The 17629-nt window shown below is 72.6% G+C and carries 15 protein-coding genes; 12 read left to right on the top strand and 3 right to left on the bottom strand.

The annotated features are described in order from the left end of the window. Nucleotides 1–204: 204 nt before the first annotated feature. From ACFRU2_RS38010 to ACFRU2_RS37965, 10 genes are all read left to right on the top strand, one after another. Complete coding sequence (locus ACFRU2_RS38010) at nucleotides 205–1383, top strand: ubiquitin-like domain-containing protein (protein WP_382980889.1); 1179 nt, start codon at nucleotides 205–207, stop codon at nucleotides 1381–1383. A gap of 29 nt (nucleotides 1384–1412) precedes the next feature. Further along, nucleotides 1413–2333 carry a 16S rRNA (adenine(1518)-N(6)/adenine(1519)-N(6))-dimethyltransferase RsmA gene (gene rsmA, locus ACFRU2_RS38005; RefSeq protein WP_382980888.1) on the top strand — a complete coding sequence of 307 codons (921 nt, stop codon included), beginning with the start codon at nucleotides 1413–1415 and terminating at the stop codon, nucleotides 2331–2333. Further along, entirely contained in the window at nucleotides 2330–3226 is an 897-nt protein-coding gene (locus tag ACFRU2_RS38000) for a 4-(cytidine 5'-diphospho)-2-C-methyl-D-erythritol kinase (protein WP_382980877.1), read from the top strand. Before rsmA ends, ACFRU2_RS38000 begins: the two co-directional genes overlap by 4 nt. A 414-nt stretch (nucleotides 3227–3640) precedes the next feature. Beyond that, nucleotides 3641–4984, top strand: coding sequence for an acyltransferase family protein (locus ACFRU2_RS37995; RefSeq protein ID WP_382980876.1), 1344 nt, complete (start codon nucleotides 3641–3643; stop codon nucleotides 4982–4984). Nucleotides 4985–5012: 28 nt separating this feature from the next. Then, nucleotides 5013–6809, top strand: coding sequence for an ABC-F family ATP-binding cassette domain-containing protein (locus ACFRU2_RS37990; RefSeq protein ID WP_382980874.1), 1797 nt, complete (start codon nucleotides 5013–5015; stop codon nucleotides 6807–6809). A gap of 187 nt (nucleotides 6810–6996) precedes the next feature. Next, nucleotides 6997–8673 carry a PQQ-binding-like beta-propeller repeat protein gene (locus ACFRU2_RS37985; protein ID WP_382980872.1) on the top strand — a complete coding sequence of 559 codons (1677 nt, stop codon included), beginning with the start codon at nucleotides 6997–6999 and terminating at the stop codon, nucleotides 8671–8673. A gap of 82 nt (nucleotides 8674–8755) precedes the next feature. Next, nucleotides 8756–10543: a PQQ-binding-like beta-propeller repeat protein gene (locus ACFRU2_RS37980; RefSeq protein ID WP_382980871.1), complete on the top strand. Its 1788-nt coding sequence runs from the start codon at nucleotides 8756–8758 to the stop codon at nucleotides 10541–10543. A 124-nt stretch (nucleotides 10544–10667) separates the two neighbouring features. Next, the gene (locus tag ACFRU2_RS37975; RefSeq protein WP_382980887.1) at nucleotides 10668–11357 is read left to right on the top strand and encodes a response regulator transcription factor; all 690 of its coding nucleotides are present in this window, start codon (nucleotides 10668–10670) and stop codon (nucleotides 11355–11357) included. Between the two features lie 108 nt (nucleotides 11358–11465). Further along, the gene (gene galE / locus ACFRU2_RS37970) at nucleotides 11466–12473 is read left to right on the top strand and encodes a UDP-glucose 4-epimerase GalE (RefSeq protein ID WP_382980885.1); all 1008 of its coding nucleotides are present in this window, start codon (nucleotides 11466–11468) and stop codon (nucleotides 12471–12473) included. A gap of 477 nt (nucleotides 12474–12950) precedes the next feature. Next, nucleotides 12951–13736, top strand: coding sequence for a response regulator transcription factor (locus ACFRU2_RS37965; protein WP_250737466.1), 786 nt, complete (start codon nucleotides 12951–12953; stop codon nucleotides 13734–13736). On the opposite strand, the gene ACFRU2_RS37960 is transcribed toward ACFRU2_RS37965, so the two are convergent. Then, complete coding sequence (locus tag ACFRU2_RS37960) at nucleotides 13695–14192, bottom strand: MarR family winged helix-turn-helix transcriptional regulator (protein ID WP_243335294.1); 498 nt, start codon at nucleotides 14190–14192, stop codon at nucleotides 13695–13697. The two genes, ACFRU2_RS37965 and ACFRU2_RS37960, sit on opposite strands and share 42 nt — an antisense overlap. Before the next feature lie 161 nt (nucleotides 14193–14353). On the opposite strand from ACFRU2_RS37960, the gene ACFRU2_RS37955 reads away from it, so the two are divergent. Beyond that, nucleotides 14354–15271, top strand: coding sequence for a trans-aconitate 2-methyltransferase (locus tag ACFRU2_RS37955; RefSeq protein ID WP_382980868.1), 918 nt, complete (start codon nucleotides 14354–14356; stop codon nucleotides 15269–15271). Nucleotides 15272–15273: 2 nt separating this feature from the next. After that, a complete protein-coding gene (locus ACFRU2_RS37950; RefSeq protein WP_382980866.1) occupies nucleotides 15274–15636 on the top strand; it encodes a VOC family protein in 363 nt (120 codons plus the stop codon). A 103-nt stretch (nucleotides 15637–15739) separates the two neighbouring features. On the opposite strand, the gene ACFRU2_RS37945 is transcribed toward ACFRU2_RS37950, so the two are convergent. Both ACFRU2_RS37945 and ACFRU2_RS37940 read right to left on the bottom strand, forming a co-directional pair. Beyond that, nucleotides 15740–16411 (bottom strand): TetR/AcrR family transcriptional regulator, encoded by a 672-nt coding sequence (locus ACFRU2_RS37945; protein ID WP_250737780.1) that lies wholly within the window; start codon nucleotides 16409–16411, stop codon nucleotides 15740–15742. Next, the gene (locus ACFRU2_RS37940; RefSeq protein ID WP_382980864.1) at nucleotides 16411–17391 is read right to left on the bottom strand and encodes an acyl-CoA desaturase; all 981 of its coding nucleotides are present in this window, start codon (nucleotides 17389–17391) and stop codon (nucleotides 16411–16413) included. Before ACFRU2_RS37940 ends, ACFRU2_RS37945 begins: the two co-directional genes overlap by 1 nt. Between the last annotated feature and the right edge of the window lie 238 nt (nucleotides 17392–17629).

The raw sequence follows: 17629 nt of genomic DNA, 5'->3' as shown, positions 1-17629 counted from the left end.
GCCTACGAGGACGGGGGCCGGTGCCGGGACCTGGTGGCGACGGCCCCCGGCCCGGCCGGTCCGGCACCGGGCCCCGAGCCGGAGCCACCGGCCACCGGCCGTCGGCGCCGCACCGCGCCGGTGGCGTCCCCGGACACCATCCCCGCCCCGGCCGGACCGGTCCCCGCGGGGACCGGACGCCGCCGGGGCGGCGGACTCGGCACGGTGCCCGCGCCGGCCGGCCCCGGCCCCGGCACCGGCGTCGGCCCCGCCCCCGGTCCGAGGCGGCGCAGGAGCGCCGCCCCCGCCTCCCGCGACACCTGGCGGCGCATCGTGCCGCAGGCCCTGGTCGTCGCGTTCCTGGCGGGCGGCACCACCGCCTTCGTGGCCGCCGACAAGGCCGTACGCCTCACCGTCGACGGAGTCCCGCGGACCCTGCACACCTTCGCCGACGACGTCGACGAGCTGCTCGCCTCCGAAGGCCTCGGCGTCGGCCCCCACGACCTCGTCGCCCCGGCCGGGGCGGAGGTCCTCGACGACGGGGACAAGATCGTCCTGCGCTACGGCCGCCCGCTGAGCCTGACCCTCGACGGGCAGCGGCGCGAGGTGTGGACCACCGCCCGCACCGTGGACGGAGCACTGCGCCAGTTCGGCATCCGCGCCGAGGGCGCCTACCTCTCCGCACCCCGCACCGCCACCGTCCCCCGGACCGGCCTGACCCTCGCCGTCCGCACCGAACGCAGCATCACCTTCATGGCCGACGGCCGCGAGCGGACCATCCGCACCAACGCCGCCACCGTCCAGGAGGCCCTTGACGAAGCCGGGATCACCCTGCACGGCCAGGACGCCACCTCCGTGCCCGCCGACTCCTTCCCGCGCGACGGCCAGACCGTCACCGTGCTCCGCATCACCGGCACCCGCGAGATCCGCGAGGAACGCATCCCGTACGCGACCGAGCGGGTCAAGGACCCCGCCCTCTTCGCCGGAACCGAAGTCGTCGAGCGCTCGGGCCGGCCCGGGGCGCGCAGGGTCACGTACAGCCTGCGCACCGTCAACGGAGTCCGGCAGAAGCCCCGCCGGGTCGCCGAGGAGACCGTCCGCGAGCCCGTCAGCATGCTCGTCAAGGTCGGCACCAAGCCGCTGCCGACCTCCGTGCAGGGCGCGGACGGCCTCGACTGGGGCGCGCTGGCCCGCTGCGAGTCGGGCGGCCGGCCCGGAGCCACGGACCCCTCGGGCACGTACGGGGGGCTGTACCAGTTCGACGTACAGACCTGGCAGGCCCTCGGCGGCAGCGGCCGCCCGCAGGACGCTCCGGGCCCGGAACAGACGTACCGGGCGAAGAAGCTCTACGTCCAGCGGGGGGCGAGTCCCTGGCCACACTGCGGCCGTACCCTTTATCGGTGAGCACCGCAGAGCAGCAGCCCGAAAGCACCGTGCCGGAGACCCCCGCGCCCGAGACCCCCGCGCCCGAGACCTCCGCGCCCGAGACGTCCGCCCTCCTCGGCGCGGCCGACATCCGGGAGCTGGCCGCCGTACTCGGCGTACGGCCGACGAAGCAGAAGGGCCAGAACTTCGTCATCGACGCCAACACCGTGCGCCGCATCGTGCGCACGGCCGAGGTCCGGCCGGACGACGTGGTCGTCGAGGTCGGGCCCGGTCTGGGCTCGCTGACGCTCGCGCTGCTGGAGGCCGCCGACCGGGTCGTCGCCGTCGAGATCGACGACATCCTGGCCGCCGCGCTGCCCGCCACCATCGAGGCGCGGATGCCGGAGCGCAAGGACCGCTTCGCGCTGGTCCACTCCGACGCGATGCTGGTCAAGGAGCTGCCCGGGCCGCCGCCGACCGCGCTCGTCGCGAACCTGCCCTACAACGTGGCCGTGCCGGTCCTGCTCACCATGCTCGACCGCTTCCCGAGCATCGAGCGGACCCTGGTCATGGTGCAGGCCGAGGTCGCCGACCGCCTCGCCGCCGAGCCCGGCAACAAGGTGTACGGGGTCCCCTCCGTCAAGGCCAACTGGTACGCGGACGTCAAGCGGGCCGGCGCCATCGGCCGCAAGGTCTTCTGGCCCGCCCCGAACGTCGACTCCGGACTCGTCTCCCTGGTCCGCCGGGCGGAGCCGGTCAAGACCACCGCCTCCAAGGCCGAGGTCTTCGCGGTCGTCGACGCAGCCTTCGCGCAGCGCCGCAAGACGCTGCGCGCGGCGCTGTCCGGCTGGGCCGGGTCCGCAGCCGGTGCCGAAGCGGCGCTCGTCGCCGCCGGTATCTCCCCGCAGGCCCGCGGCGAATCCCTCACCGTCGAGGAGTTCGCGGCGATCGCCGAGCACAAGCCCGCCGCGGAGAGGCCCGCGCTGTGAGCGACACGGTCACCGTACGGGTCCCCGCCAAGGTCAACGTCCAGCTGGCGGTGGGCGCGGCCCGGCCGGACGGCTTCCACGACCTGGCCAACGTCTTCCTCGCGGTCTCCCTCTACGACGAGGTCACCGCGACCCCGGCCGACGAGCTGACCGTGACGTGCGCGGGGCCGGACGCGGACAAGGTCCCGCTGGACCGCACCAACCTCGCGGCCCGCGCGGCGGAGATCCTGGCGGAGCGGGCCGGTCTGGCCCCCGCCGTCCACCTCCACATCGAGAAGCGGATCCCGGTGGCGGGCGGCATGGCCGGCGGCAGCGCGGACGGTGCGGCGGCCCTGCTCGCCTGCGACGCGCTCTGGGGTCTGAAGACCCCGGCCGAGGAACTCCTGGCCCTCTGCGCGGAGCTGGGCAGCGACGTGCCGTTCAGCCTGGTCGGCGGGGCGGCGCTGGGCACCGGGCGCGGGGAGATCCTGACCCCGGTCGCGGCCGGCACCTTCCACTGGGTGTTCGCGGTGGCCGACGGCGGCCTCTCCACCCCGGCGGTGTTCCGCGAGTTCGACCGGCTCACCGCCGGTACCGAGGTCCCCGTCCCGCAGGCCTCCCCGGCCCTCCTGGCGGCCCTCGCCTCCGGCGACCCGGACGCGCTGGCCGCCACCCTGGCCAACGGGCTGCAGCCCGCGGCCCTTTCGCTGCGGCCGTCGCTCGCGGACACCCTCGCGGTGGGTACCGAGGCGGGAGCCCTGGCCGCGCTGGTCTCCGGCTCCGGCCCCACGACGGCCTTCCTGGTCCGCGATGCCTCGTCGGCGACGAAGGTCGCGGCCGCCCTGGCGGCCTCCGGCACCTGCCGCAGCACCCACCTGGCCACCGCCCCGTCCCCGGGCGCAACCCTCCTCTGACCGCCCGGCGGTCCCGGACGTGCCGCTGCGCGGCGCCGAGTCCCCTACCCGCCCTTCGCCCGTTCCCCGGGGCTCCGCCCCGGACCCCGCTCCTCAAACGCCGGAGGGGCTGGATCAACCCAGCCTCGCCGGCGTTTGAGGCGCGGGGTCTGGGGCGGAGCCCCAGGGGGTCCGGGCGCAGCCCGGGGAACGGTGGAAGGGCGGGTAGGGGACTTCCGCCCCGCGTCTCGCCCCGCGCCCCGCGCCCCGCGCCCCGCGTCTCGCCCCGCGCCCCGCGCCCCGCGTCTCGCGCCACGCCCCGCGCCCCGCGCCCCGCGCAGCGGCAGGGTCCGGGGTGCGGCTCCGGGGTACCTAGGCGGGGAGTGAGTACCCGCGCCCTGTTGCCAAGTCGGCCCGCGCGGGAGCGTAGGGCCCATGGGAGCCAGCGCAAGCGACATCGCCGCCGTCACCCCCGCCTCGCGGGACCGCTACGTCGACCTCCTCAGGGTGGCCTCCCTCGGGACGGTCATCGCCGGGCACTGGCTGATGGCCGCCGTCAGCGCCGACGGCATAGGGAACCTGCTCGCCGTCGTGCCGCCGCTACAGGTGCTCACCTGGGCCCTGCAGGTGATGCCGGTGTTCTTCTTCGTCGGAGGGTTCTCGCACGCCCTCTCCTACCGGTCCCTCGCGCGCCGCACCGACGGCCCCGTCTACGCCGCCTTCCTGCGGGCCCGGCTCCGCCGCCTGCTGCGGCCCACCCTCGTGTTCGTCGCCGTCTGGACCGCAGTGGCCCTCGCCGCGCAGCTCCTCGGCGGGGGCGGCGGGCGCCTGTCCGGGGCGGCGTTCCGGCTGGTCACGCAGCCGCTGTGGTTCATCGGGATCTACCTCGCGATGGTCGCCCTCACCCCGCCCCTGCTGAAACTGCACGAGCGCCACGGCTGGGCCGCCTTCGGGGCGCTGGCCGGGGCCGCGGCCGCCGTCGATCTGCTGCGCTTCGCGGGCGGTGTCCCGTACGCCGAGTTCCTGAACTTCGCCTTCGTCTGGCTCGCCGTCCACCAGCTCGGCTTCCTGCGCGCCGACGGGCGCATCCGCCGCCCCGGCGCCCTCGCCGCCGCCGGGCTCGCCGGGGCCGTGGCGCTGGTGGCGTACGGGCCGTACCCGCTGTCCATGGTCGGGATGCCCGGGGAGAAGGTCTCCAACATGGCCCCGCCCACCCTCGCCCTGCTCGCGCACGGGATCTGGCTCGTGGGCGCCGTGGAGCTGCTCAGGACCCCGGCCGGCGCGTGGCTGGCCCGGCCCCGGGTCTGGCGCGGCGTGGTCGCCGCCAACGGGGTCGCCATGACGGCCTTCCTCTGGCACCTCACCGCGATGCTCGCCGTGTACGCCGCCCAGCTCGGCCTCGGCATCGCCCTGCCCGAGCCCGCCGGGGCGGCCTGGTGGGCCCAGGTCCCGGTCCGGTTCCTCGCCGCCGCCGCGCTGACCGGCGTACTCGTCGCGGCCTTCCGGCGCTTCGAGTCGCCCGTCGGGAGCAGCGCGCGCCCCGGTTCCGGGCCGGGCTCGGGCCGCGGCTCCGGCCCCCGTGCCGCCCTCGGCACCGTGCTCTGCCTCCTCGGCGTCCTCGGGCTCTCCACGACCGGCCTCGGCGGGCTCCTGGAAGGCCACAGCGCCACCCTGATCGCGCTCCCGGTCACCGCGCCCGCCGCGATCGGCATGGCGCTGGGCGGCTGGCTGCTGGTGGAACGGTCCGGCACTTCGCGGAGGGTTAGGCTGAGGGGCTGATCCACACCCCTTCCCTGGAGCGCTCCTGATGGCCGTCAACCTGGTCAATGTCGAGGCAGTCAGCAAGGTGTACGGCACCCGTACCCTGCTCGACGGCATCTCCCTCGGCGTATCCGAGGGGGACCGGATCGGTGTCGTAGGCCGCAACGGCGACGGCAAGACCACCCTCATCCGCATGCTCGCCAAGCTGGAGGAACCCGACACCGGCCGGGTCACCCAGAACGGCGGCCTGCAGATGGGCGTGCTCACCCAGCACGACTCCCTCGACCCGAAGGCCACCGTCCGCCACGAGATCATCCGGGACATGGCCGACCACGAGTGGGCCGGCAACGCCAAGATCCGCGACGTCCTGACCGGCCTCTTCGGCGGGCTGGACCTGCCCGGCTTCGGGCAGGGCCTGGACACGGTCATCGGCCCGCTGTCCGGTGGCGAGCGCCGCCGCATCGCGCTGGCCAAGCTCCTCATCGCCGACCAGGACCTCCTCGTCCTCGACGAGCCCACCAACCACCTCGACGTCGAGGGCATCTCCTGGCTGGCCAAGCACCTCCAGGAGCGCCGCTCCGCGCTCGTCTGCGTCACCCACGACCGGTGGTTCCTCGACCAGGTCTGCACCCGCATGTGGGACGTGCAGCGCGGTGACGTCCACGAGTACGAGGGCGGCTACAGCGACTACGTCTTCGCCCGCGCCGAGCGCGACCGCATCGCCGCCACGGAGGAGTCCAAGCGGCAGAACCTGATGCGCAAGGAGCTGGCCTGGCTGCGCCGCGGCGCCCCGGCCCGTACCTCCAAGCCCCGCTACCGCATCGAGGCCGCCAACGAGCTGATCGCCGACGTGCCGCCGCCGCGCGACAAGTCCGAGCTGATGAAGTTCGCCAACGCCCGCCTCGGCAAGACCGTGTTCGACCTCGAGGACGTCACCGTCCAGGCCGGACCCAAGACCCTCCTCAAGCACCTCACCTGGCACCTGGGCCCCGGCGACCGCGTCGGCCTCGTCGGCGTCAACGGCGCCGGCAAGACCTCCCTGCTGCGCGCGCTCGGCGAGGCCGCCCGCACCCAGGGCGAGGTCCAGCCGGCCGCCGGCACCGTGACCGTGGGCAAGACCGTCAAGCTGGCCTACCTCTCCCAGGAGGTCGGCGAACTCGACCCGTCCCTGCGGGTCCTGGAGGCCGTCCAGCGCGTCCGCGACCGCGTGGACCTCGGAAAGGGCCGCGAGATGACGGCGGGCCAGCTGTGCGAGCAGTTCGGCTTCACCAAGGAGAAGCAGTGGACGCCCGTCGGCGACCTCTCCGGTGGTGAGCGGCGGCGGCTGCAGATCCTGCGCCTGCTCATGGACGAGCCCAACGTCCTCTTCCTCGACGAGCCCACCAACGACCTCGACATCGAGACCCTGACCCAGCTGGAGGACCTCCTCGACGGCTGGCCCGGGTCGATGATCGTGATCTCGCACGACCGGTTCTTCATCGAGCGCACCACCGACACGGTCATGGCCCTGCTGGGCGACGCGAGCCTGCGGATGCTGCCGCGCGGCCTCGACGAGTACCTGGAGCGCCGCCAGAAGATGATCGACGCGGCCGCTCCGGCGCCCGCCGCGGCCGCCGCCAAGTCCTCGTCCTCCGGGGACGCGCGCGCCGCGAAGAAGGAGCTGCAGAAGATCGAGCGGCAGCTCAACAAGATGACGGACCGCGAGAGCAGCCTGCACGCCCAGATCGCCGAGAACTCCACCGACTTCGACAAGGTCGCCAAGCTCGACGCCGAACTGCGGGAACTCATCTCGGACCGGGACGACTTGGAGATGCGCTGGCTAGAGCTCGCCGAAGAGGCGTAGGTCGCGCCGGGCCGTGAGCGGTGCCCTGCCGATCGGGCAGGGGCGCCCGCGGGCCCCAACGGGCCGATAACGGCGGCATCACGGGCCGGTCCTCCCTTGGGAACAGGGGTCGGACCGGCCCGGCCCACTCCGGCCGTCAGTGATAGAAAGGGCTTCCTCCCACACCCGAAGCCGAAGGTATGCGCTGATGACCGAGCCGCCCCAGCCGCCGAACCAGCCGCCGAACCCCTCCGGTTACGGACACCTGCCGGGGCCCCCGCAGCCCGGTTACGGGTTCCCGCCGCAGGGCGAGAACCCGTACGCGCAGCAGCCCCAGCCGCAGGGCCCGTACGGCGGGCAGCCGCAGGGCCCGTACGGCCAGCAGCCGCCCGGGGGCTACGGCTTCCCGCCCCAGCCCCCGCACATGCCCCCCGGCGCCCCCGGCATGCCGCCGGTGCCGCCCGGCGGGCCGAAGAAGAAGCTCGCCGTGCTGATCGCGGCCGCCGTCGCCGGCGTGCTCATCCTGGGCACCGGCGGTTACTTCGTGTTCTTCGCCGGCCAGGACAAGGGCTCCGACAAGGTCGTCGGGGAGGACACCACGCCGCCGCCCGTCGACGACAAGGCCTCGCCCTCCGCCTCCGTGGACAAGGGCGACGGCAGCGGCAACGGCGGCGACGAGAACGAAGACCTCAACGCCGGCCGCAAGCAGGGCGAGGACAAGGTCCTCTGGTTCAAGAGCAGCACGATCGACGGCCCCGGCTCCGGCGTCGACTCCAAGGGACAGTGGATCGTCGGCGACACCGTCGTCAAGACCCTCTGGAAGTCGGTCACCGGCTACGGGGTCAAGGACGGCAAGGAGAAGTGGACCCTCACCCTCCCCGCCAAGATCTGCGGGGTCACCGACATGACCGCGGACGGCAAGACCGTGGTCATGTACGAGAACGGCGAGTCCAGCAGCGCCGACTGCAACCAGATGCGGTTGATCGACCTCAAGGCCGGCAAGGAGGGATGGTCGAAGGAGGTCCCGAAGGAAGGCCTCTTCGACATCATGACCACCCCCGACCTCGCCCTCACCGGTGACGCCCTCGTCGTCAACCGGATGGGCACGAGCAGCGCCTTCAAGGTCAGCACCGGGGACAAGCTCTTCACCAACAAGCGCGAAGAGGGCTGCACCCCCACCGACTTCGTCGCCATGAACGGCAAGATGATCTCCGTCGCGACCTGCCAGGACGTCGACAAGACCGTCCAGGTCATGGACGCGGACCCGGCGACCGGCAAGAACACCTGGATCCACAAGCTCCCCAAGGGCTTCCAGGTCAAGAACGTCTACTCGCTGGACCCGATCGTCCTGGACCTCGGCAACGAGGCCAAGGAGCGCTCGATCGTGGTCCTCGGACCCGACGGCAAGCAGCGCGCCACCGTCTCCGGCGAGGGCAGCTTCCCAGTCGGCTGCGGCGGCCTCTTCAACCGCTCGCTCCAGAGCTGCGGTTCCTCCTACGTGGACGCGAACACCCTCTACCTGCCCACCAAGGCCGACATCGGCAAGCCGAACGAGATCGTCGCCTTCGACCTCGGCACCGGCAAGGTGAAGTGGCGCACCCCGGCCGGTGAGGGGCGCACCCTCACCCCGCTGAAGGCGGCGGGCGGCCAGGTCGTCGTCTACCGCGAAGCGGAGAACGACAAGGGCGGCGAGGTCCTCACGATCCCGGCCGCCGGGGGCACGCCCACCGCGGTGCTGCGCAACCCGTCCGGCTCCGCGGCCCCGGTGGAGAGCTCCTTCCTCTCCCCGAACGTGGACTACGTGGACGGCCGGCTGTTCGTCTCCGCCTCCCACCTGCAGGCCCAGAACAAGAGCGAGAAGTTCCTGATGGTCTTCGGCAAGTGAGCGACCGCCCCGAGAACGAGCAGTCCACCGCGCACTCCACCGCGCAGTCCGCCGAGCCGCCCACCGAGAGGCAGTTGCACCGATGAGTACCCCGCCGCCCCCCAGCCAGCCGCCGTCCGGCGGCTTCGGCGCGCCGCAGGACCCGCCGCCGGGCGGTTTCGGCAAGCCCGAGGACCAGCCGTCCGGCGGTTTCGGCGGGCCCCCGCCGGTGCCCCCGGCCATGCCGGCCGGCCCTCCGCCGCCGCCCCCGGCCCAGCCTCCGACGGCCCAGCCTCCGACGTCCCAGCCGCCGACGGTCCCGGCCGGGCAGCCCGCCGGGCAGCCCTCGTACGGCTATCCGCAGGAGTCCTACGGCTACCCGCAGCAGCAGCCGCAGCCCGTCACCGCGCCGATGTACGCGGCCCAGAGCCCGGCGGTGCCCGCCGCGGGCGGCGGCGGCAACGAGGTCCGCACGCAGCTGATGATCGTCGGCGCGGCCCTCCTGGCCATCGTCCTCATCGTCGGCGGCGGCTTCTGGTACGTCTCCGGCGACGACAAGGGCTCCGGCAACCAGCCCGTGGCGGACGGCAGCGCGAGCCCCGGCGGCGACAAGGCCCCGGGCGGCGGCGGCACCGAGAAGGCGCCCGCCAAGACCAAGTCGAAGACGCTGGTCAACGTCCCGATGCCGGATTCGGCCGAGATCGTCCAGATCCCCGGCTCCTGGCTGACCGACACCACCTACGCCAAGTCCGACATGGGCAAGGTCGTCGGCTACAACGTGGCCGACGGTGCCAAGAAGTGGGAGATCCCGCTCAACGCCAACGTCTGCGCCGCGAGCCGCTGGGTCTCGGACAACAAGACGGCGATCCTCTTCGACGAGGCGCTGCCGACGGCCGAGAAGAAGTACCAGCCGTGCAACCAGATCGGCGTCATCGATCTGAACAGCGGCAAGCTCCTGTGGAAGGCCACCTCCAAGTCCCAGAACGGCGGTGACAAGCCCATCACCTTCGCCGAGGTGACCGTCAGCGGCCAGACCGTCGCCGCGGGCGGCCTGAACGGCGGCGCCGCCTGGAACCTCGCCGACGGCAAGGTGCTGTGGTCGGCCAAGACCGACGCCGACCGCTGCGAGGACCTCGGCTACGGCGGCGGCCCCGCCCTCGCCGTGATCCGCCGGTGCGGCCAGTACCCGAACTACGCGCTCTCCGCCCAGAGCCTCGACCCGGTCAGCGGTGCGCAGAAGTCCTCGTACAAGCTCCCCGCGGGCCTGGACGGTGCCGCGATCGTCTCCACCAAGCCGCTGATCGTCGCGGCGGACGTCAACGACACCTCCAAGAACGCGACCGGCGTCAGCGACCTCTTCGTCCTCGACGACGGGGGCCAGCTCAAGGCGCGCATCTCGCTCACCTCGGGCAACTACGACCCCGAGTGCGGCACCGAGGTCGAGGACTGCACCAACATGGTCGTCGGCAACGGCAAGCTCTACCTGCCCTCCGAGGAGCACGAGGGCAAGGCCGACTCCGGCCGCACCAACGAGATCGTCTCCTTCGACCTGGAGACCGGCAAGCTGACCGCCGACCGGGCCGACGCCGGCGAGCGCTCCACCATCTACCCGATGCGCATGGACGGCTCCAACCTCATCGCCCACAAGGTCCCGCCCTACGACGGCGGCGGCCAGGTCGTCTCCATCGACGGCAAGACGATGAAGGAGACCGTGCTCATGCAGAATCCGGCGACCAAGGAGTCGCAGCGCGCCGAGACCCAGTTCCTGGCGGACTCCGCCGAGTTCCACTACGGCAACGGGCGGTACTTCATCGCCCGCAACGCCGTGCACAGCAAGTCCTCCGTGGCCACCGACCCGTACTACATCTTCGTTTCCTTCACGACGGGCTAAAGCCCCGAAAGCCCCGAAGCCCCCGGAAGGTCCGTCCTTCCGGGGGCTTCTGCGCGGTATCCCCACCGCGTCGTCGAACAAGCGTGTAGCTTGCCGGGTCAGAAGGGCGGGGGTGGGTACCTCAATGGGCGTACGGGTCATGGTGGTCGACGAGCACCGGCTGCTGGCCGAGGCGCTCGCCTCGGCCCTGAAGCTGCGCGGCCACCGGGTGCTGGCGGCCGCCGCCCCGGCCGCGGGCGCCGCCGAACTGGTCATCAGCCGCGCCCCGGAGGTCTGCCTGCTGGGCACCGCCCTGCCCGCCGAGCCCGGGGTCTTCGAGCCGATCGTCCGGATCAAGCGGGAGCGCCCGCAGATCGCCGTGGTCGTGCTGGGCCCGGTGCCGAGTCCGCGCGGGATCGCGGCCGCCTTCGCGGCGGGCGCCTCGGGGTACGTACGCCACGACGAGCGCATCGAGGGCGTGGAGCGGGCCCTGGCCAAGGCCCGGGCGGGGGAAGTGGCCATCGCGCCGCAGCTGTTGCAGGGAGCCTTCGCCGAGCTGCTCAACCCCGCCGCCCAGCCCGATGACGAGGGCAGCCGGCTGCTGCGGCTGCTCACCCCGCGCGAGGTGGAGGTGCTGGTCCGGGTCGCCGAGGGCGAGGACACCCGGCTCATCGCCGCCGGCATGGCCATCGCGCCGAGCACCGCGCGCACGCACGTCCAGCGGGTGCTGATGAAGCTGGGCGTGGGCTCGCGGCTGGAGGCGGCCGCGCTGGCCGCCCGTACCGGTCTGCTCGACCGGGCCGGACTGCCGCCGTCCGGGGGTGCCCGGCCCTGATCGCCGCCGGGGATTTCCCCGGAGGCGCGGATTCGGGTATGCCGGTGACCAGCACGCGCACGGTGCGTGCTTCCCCCGGCGAGAGGCAGTAGTCACGTGAGCGAGACAGTGTCTTCCAAGGCTTCGACGGCTCCGACGGCTTCGACGGCTTCGAAGTGTGCGAAGTATCTGGTCACCGGCGGAGCCGGATACGTGGGCGGGGTGGTCGCGGCGCACCTCCTGGAGGCGGGCCACGAGGTCACCGTCCTCGACGACCTCTCGACCGGCTTCCGTTCGGGGGTGCCGGCCGGCGCCGCGTTCATCGAGGGCCGCATCCAGGACGCGGCCGAGCACCTGGACCCCTCCTACGACGCGGTCCTGCACTTCGCGGCCTCCTCGCAGGTCGGCGAGTCCGTGGTGAACCCCGGCAAGTACTGGGAGAACAACGTCGGCGGCACCCTGGCCCTGCTGGCCGCGATGCGCGGCGCGGGCGTGCGCAGGCTGGTGTTCTCCTCCACCGCCGCGACCTACGGGGAGCCGGGCGACGGGCCGCTGACCGAGTCCTCGCCGACCGCCCCCACCAACCCGTACGGGGCTTCGAAGCTGGCCGTCGACCACATGATCGCGGGGGAGTGCGCGGCGCACGGCCTCGCGGCGGTCTCGCTGCGCTACTTCAACGTGGCCGGTGCCTACGGGCAGTTCGGCGAGCTGCACGACCCCGAGACCCACCTGATCCCGCTGGTGCTGCAAGTGGCCCTCGGCGAGCGGGAGTCGATCTCGGTGTTCGGCGAGGACTACCCGACCCCGGACGGCACCTGCGTACGGGACTACATCCACGTCGCCGACCTGGCCGAGGCCCACCTGGCCGCGCTGCGGGTCGCCGCCGAGGGGGAGCACCTGGTGTGCAACCTCGGCAACGGCAGCGGGTTTTCGGTCCGCGAGGTCATCGAGACGGTCCGCAAGGTCACCGGGAAGGAGATCCCCGAGGTGGTGGCCCCCCGCCGGGCCGGCGACCCGGCCTTCCTCGTCGCCTCCGCCCGCACGGCGCACGAGCACCTCGGCTGGACCCCGACCCGCTCGGACCTCACGGGCATCGTGACGGACGCCTGGAACTTCACCCGCGCCCGGCGCGGTTGAGCCCACCGGCACCCCTCGCCCCACCCCTGTCACGCCCGCGCCCCCGCCCCCTCGGGGCGGGGGCGCGCATGCGTTTCGGGCGCGCCCTTGCCGGGCGCTGCGCGCGGGCGCCCGGCGTGCACACGCCGAGTGAAATACCCCTCGTGCAACTGCCCGCGGCACACCACCGGGCGGAACGGCACTTCCGCAGGAGGGAAGCAGTCGATTTCAAGCCACCTCGGAGTCCCTCCGGAAGCGCCTCGCCGGAAAATCGCTCGGAAAACTTCTGCAATTCGGCCAACCACGAGCCGACCCCGGCCCTACGCTGATGCGTGACACCGGTGGGGGCCGGTGTTGATTCAGGGGTCGAGACAAGTCGGGTACGACGTCCGGTCCGGGGTAGTGCAGAGATGTCACGGCGGCGGCCGCGGCGCCTGCGGATCACCCGGTCCGGGCGTCGTACCCGCAGTCGTCCGTTCCCCGACCCTTGGGGGTTTTGTGGTCCGTATCCGGGTACTCGTGGTCGACGATCACCGCATCTTCGCCGAATCTCTCGCCGCCGCGCTCGCGGCCGAACCGGACGTGGACGTCTCCGCGGCCGGCAGTGGCCCCGCCGCGCTGCGCTGCCTCGAACGGGCGGCGGCCGAGGGCCGCCGCTTCGACGTCCTGCTGGTCGATTCCGACCTGGCCGCCGTCCCCGCGGGCGTCCCCGCCCAGCGGGAATCCGGCTCCGCCCCGCCCGCCGCCGACGGGATCGCGCTGGTGGCAGGCGTACGCGTGTCCCATCCCGAGGTCCGTACGGTCGTGCTCGCCGAGCGCGACGACGCGCGCCGTGCCGCCTTGGCGCTCCAGGCGGGCGCCTCGGGCTGGGTGGCCAAGGACTGCTCGCTCTCGCGGCTCCTGGCCGTCATCCGTGGAGTCCTGCGCGAGGAGACGCACCTTCCGCCCGCGCTGCTGACCGGAGTGCTCCGCGAGCTGACCGCGGCGCGCAAGCACCGTACCGACAGCGAACGGCTGGTGGAGTCCCTCACGCCCAGGGAGCACGAGGTGCTGCGCTGCATGGTGGCGGGGCTGGGCCGCAAGGACGTGGCCGCGCGGCTGTTCCTCTCCCCGCACACCGTCCGCACCCACATGCAGAACGTGCTGGGCAAGCTGGGCGTGCACTCCACGCTCGCGGCGGTGGCCCTGGCCCGGCGGGCCGGCGTACGGCCCGCCGACCTGCCCGGACTGCCGGGGCAGGGACTAGCCGGGGATGTTGTCGAACGGAGCGGTCAACTGGCGTAGCAGGCCGGCGAGATCGCCGCGCTGCGTCCGTGAGAGCTGGGCCAGGATCGCCCGTTCCTGGGCCAGCAGGCCGGCGAGCGCCTGGTCGGCGCGGTCGCGGCCCTCGGGGCTGAGGCGCACGAGGACCCCGCGGCGGTCGTTGGGGTCCGGCAGCCGTTCGACGAGGCCCTTCTTGGCGAGCCGGTCGATGCGGTTGGTCATGGTCCCGGAGGTCACCAGGGTCTGCGTCAGCAATTGGCCGGGGGAGAGCTGGTAGGGCGCGCCGGCTCGCCGCAGCGAGGTCAGGACGTCGAACTCCCAGGGCTCCAGGCCGTGCTCGGAAAAGGCCAGTCGGCGGGCACGGTCGAGGTGCCGCGCGAGCCTGCTGACGCGGCTGAGCACCTCGAGTGGTTCCACGTCGAGGTCAGGGCGTTCCCGCCGCCATGCCGCGACCAGTCGGTCGACCTCGTCCTCCATGCGGATCAGTGTAAAGGGTCTGTCGATGTGAAGTCTCTTTAAATCGAGCATCTCGATCTCAAGTATCTTGACGTCGAGATATATTCTGGGCCACCATGGGGCATGGAGGGGGCCGGAGCAGCTTCCGCTTCCGACCGCACCGCCAGCAGGGAGGCTCGAACATGCATTCCGATACCGCGCCGGCCAGGATTCCGGCGTCGACCGCCGGCACCACCACGACGGCGCCCCCGGCATCCGCATCCCCCACGGACGACGCCCCCACCGCGCCGACCGCCCCCACCTGGGACCCGCAGCAGTACCTCCGGCACGCAGGTCACCGGGCCAGGCCCTTCCTCGACCTCCTTGCGCGCATACCCGAGCTCCCCACCCGGGCCGCCCGCATCGCCGACCTCGGCTGCGGCCCGGGCAACGTCACCGCGCTCCTCACGGACCGCTGGCCCGAAGCGCACATCACCGGCTACGACCTCTCCCCGGAGATGCTCCACCGCGCCGACGCCGAATACGCCGGTCCCACCGGCGGTGGTGGGAGGCTCGAATTCCGCCACGGCGACCTCGCCGACTGGCTCCCGGAAGAGCCCTACGACCTGATCGTCTCCAACGCCGCCTTCCAGTGGGTCCCCGGCCACGCCGGATCCTTCGCCTCCTGGATCAACGGACTGCGCCCCGGCGGCACCTTCGCCTTCCAGATCCCCGGCAACTTCACCGCCCCCAGCCACCGGATCCTCGCCGACCTGTGCGACACCCCGCGCTGGCGGGCCCGGCTCGCCGGACACGGAGCCCGCTACATCCACATCCTCGAACCCTCCGGGTACCTGGAGCGGTTCACCGAGCTCGGCTGCGCCGCCGACGTGTGGGAGACCACCTACCACCAGCTGCTCCAGGGCCCCGATCCGGTACTGGACTGGGTCAAGGGCACCGCACTGAGGCCGGTGCTCACCGCGCTGGCCGACGACGAGGAGGCCGTCGACGCCTTCCTCGCCGAGTACCGGGCCCTGCTCCGCGCCGCCTACCCCACGGGCCCCCGCGGTACCGTCTTCCCGTTCCGACGGATCTTCGCCGTCGCCCGCAAGGAGGCCTGAACATGCTCGCCGGAGTCGACCACGTCCAGCTCGCCGCACCTCCCGGATCGGAGGAGCGGCTCCGCGCCTATTACACCGAGGTGCTCGGCATGACCGAGATCCCCAAACCGCCGGTGCTCGCGGCGCGCGGGGGCTGCTGGTTCGCTGCCGGGCCCGTCCAGCTCCACCTGGGCGTGGAGGAGGACTTCCGCCCCGCCCGCAAGGCCCACCCGGGACTCAGGGTCGAGGGCATCAAGGCCTACGCGGACAGACTGGAGGCGCGCGGCGCCCTGGTCGTCTGGGACGACAACCTGCCGGGACACCTCCGCTTCTATTCGGAGGACCCGGTCGGGAACCGGATCGAGTTTTTGGAGAAGCACGGCTAGGAGAGGCACGGCCCGGAAAGGGCCCGACGCCCCACACGACGGCGCCCCGCCACCGGATCTCCGGTGACGGGGCGCCGTCGTAGGTGCACGCGGTCCAGGGGGCTCACTTCTTGCGGTGGCCCACCAGCCGCGGCTTCGCCTCCAGGTTCTCCAGCCCGTGCCAGGACAGGTTCACCAGGTGCGCCGCCACCTCGGCCTTCTTCGGCTGGCGCGTCTCCAGCCACCACTGCCCGGTCAGCGCGACCATGCCGACCAGCGCCTGTGCGTACAGCGGGGCCAGCTTCGGGTCGAAGCCGCGGGCCTTGAACTCCAGCCCGAGGATGTCCTCGACCTGCGTGGCGATGTCACTGATCAGCGAGGCGAAGGTGCCCGTCGACTGGGCCACGGGGGAGTCCCGGACCAGGATCCGGAAACCGTCCGTGTAGTTCTCGATGTAGTCCAGCAGCGCGAACGCCGCCTGCTCCAGGAGCTCCCGCGGGTGCCCGGCCGTCAGCGCGCCCGTCACCCCGTCCAGCAACTGGCGCATCTCGCGGTCCACGACGACCGCGTAGAGGCCCTCCTTGCCGCCGAAGTGCTCGTAGACCACCGGCTTGGAGACTCCGGCCTTCGCCGCGATCTCCTCCACCGAGGTGCCCTCGAACCCCTTCTCGGCGAACAGGGTGCGGCCGATGTCCAGCAGTTGCTGACGCCGTTCGGCGCCCGTCATCCGGACCCGGCGGCTGCGCCTGGGCTTCTCGCTGCTGGAACTGCTGCCGTCGTTTCCCACGCCCCCCATCATGCCGCGTTCGACACTTCTTCCTTGCGTCGGGCGTCGATGCGGGCCTCGGACGGCCAGCGGACGTCGGACGCCCAGCCCAGCTGTTCGAACCAGCGGATCAGGCGCGCACTGGAGTCGACCTGGCCGCGCAGCACGCCGTGCCGGGCCGAGGTCGGGTCGGCGTGGTGCAGGTTGTGCCAGGACTCGCCGCAGGACAGCACCGCCAGCCACCACACGTTGCCGGAGCGGTCGCGGGACTTGAACGGGCGCTTGCCCACCGCGTGGCAGATCGAGTTGATCGACCACGTCACGTGGTGCAGCAGCGCGACCCGGACCAGGGAGCCCCAGAAGAACGCCGTGAAGGCGCCCCACCAGGACATCGTCACCAGACCGCCCACCAGCGGCGGCAGCGCCAGCGAGAACATCGTCCAGAAGATGAAGTCGCGCGAGATGCGACGGATCGCCGGGTCCTTGATCAGGTCCGGGGCGTACTTCTGCTGGTCGGTCTGCTCCTCGTCGAAGAGCCACCCGATGTGCGCCCACCACAGGCCCTTCATCAGGGCCGGCACCGTCTCGCCGAAGCGCCACGGCGAATGCGGGTCGCCCTCGTGGTCGGAGTACTTGTGGTGCTTGCGGTGGTCGGCCACCCAGCGCACCAGGGGGCCCTCGACCGCCATCGAGCCCATGATCGCCAGGGCGATGCGCAGCGGCCGCTTCGCCTTGAAGGAACCGTGCGTGAAGTAGCGGTGGAAGCCGATGGTGATGCCGTGGCAGGCGAGGAAGTACATGAAGACCATCAGGCCCACGTCCAGCCAGCTCACCCCCCAGCCCCACGCGAGCGGAAGCGCGACGAGCAGGGCGAGGAAGGGGACGGTGATGAACAGCAGCAGCGCGATCTGCTCCACGGACCGCTTGTTCTCACCGCCGAGGGTCGCGGACGGCACGGACGCGCCGGAAGACGCCGGGGCGTCCTCGATCACGTCGGGACTGATGGTCATAGGTGTGTCCCCTGAGGGTGAGGGAGTCGGCAGGCGCGCCGCCGGGCCACACGTCCCTACGGGTGCGTAACCTACGGCAACGTAAGTATGGCAAAGGTCCTCCGCGCGGCAAGAGGAGCGCGCCCGGTGGCGGGGGGGGGGGGGGGGGGGGGGGGAGCGGGGGGGGGGGGGGGGAGGGGGGGGAGAGGAGGGGGGCGGGGGGGGTGGCGACCACTCCTTTGCATAAGGCCAGTCACAA

Source organism: Streptomyces sp. NPDC056883 (genome assembly GCF_042788835.1).
Classification (GTDB): domain Bacteria; phylum Actinomycetota; class Actinomycetes; order Streptomycetales; family Streptomycetaceae; genus Streptomyces; species Streptomyces stoeckheimensis.
This window is presented reverse-complemented; position numbering and strand designations above follow the sequence as displayed.

Bases quoted from the DNA above. Each gene is read 5' to 3' on its own strand.
- ACFRU2_RS37980 (WP_382980871.1), top strand. From the start codon at position 8,756: ATGAGTACCCCGCCGCCCCCCAGCCAGCCGCCGTCCGGCGGCTTCGGC.
- ACFRU2_RS37995 (WP_382980876.1), top strand. From the start codon at position 3,641: ATGGGAGCCAGCGCAAGCGACATCGCCGCCGTCACCCCCGCCTCGCGG.
- ACFRU2_RS37955 (WP_382980868.1), top strand. From the start codon at position 14,354: ATGCATTCCGATACCGCGCCGGCCAGGATTCCGGCGTCGACCGCCGGC.
- ACFRU2_RS37975 (WP_382980887.1), top strand. From the start codon at position 10,668: ATGGGCGTACGGGTCATGGTGGTCGACGAGCACCGGCTGCTGGCCGAG.
- ACFRU2_RS37950 (WP_382980866.1), top strand. From the start codon at position 15,274: ATGCTCGCCGGAGTCGACCACGTCCAGCTCGCCGCACCTCCCGGATCG.
- ACFRU2_RS37940 (WP_382980864.1), bottom strand. From the start codon at position 17,391: ATGACCATCAGTCCCGACGTGATCGAGGACGCCCCGGCGTCTTCCGGC.
- ACFRU2_RS37985 (WP_382980872.1), top strand. From the start codon at position 6,997: ATGACCGAGCCGCCCCAGCCGCCGAACCAGCCGCCGAACCCCTCCGGT.
- ACFRU2_RS37945 (WP_250737780.1), bottom strand. From the start codon at position 16,411: ATGGGGGGCGTGGGAAACGACGGCAGCAGTTCCAGCAGCGAGAAGCCC.
- ACFRU2_RS37960 (WP_243335294.1), bottom strand. From the start codon at position 14,192: ATGGAGGACGAGGTCGACCGACTGGTCGCGGCATGGCGGCGGGAACGC.
- ACFRU2_RS37990 (WP_382980874.1), top strand. From the start codon at position 5,013: ATGGCCGTCAACCTGGTCAATGTCGAGGCAGTCAGCAAGGTGTACGGC.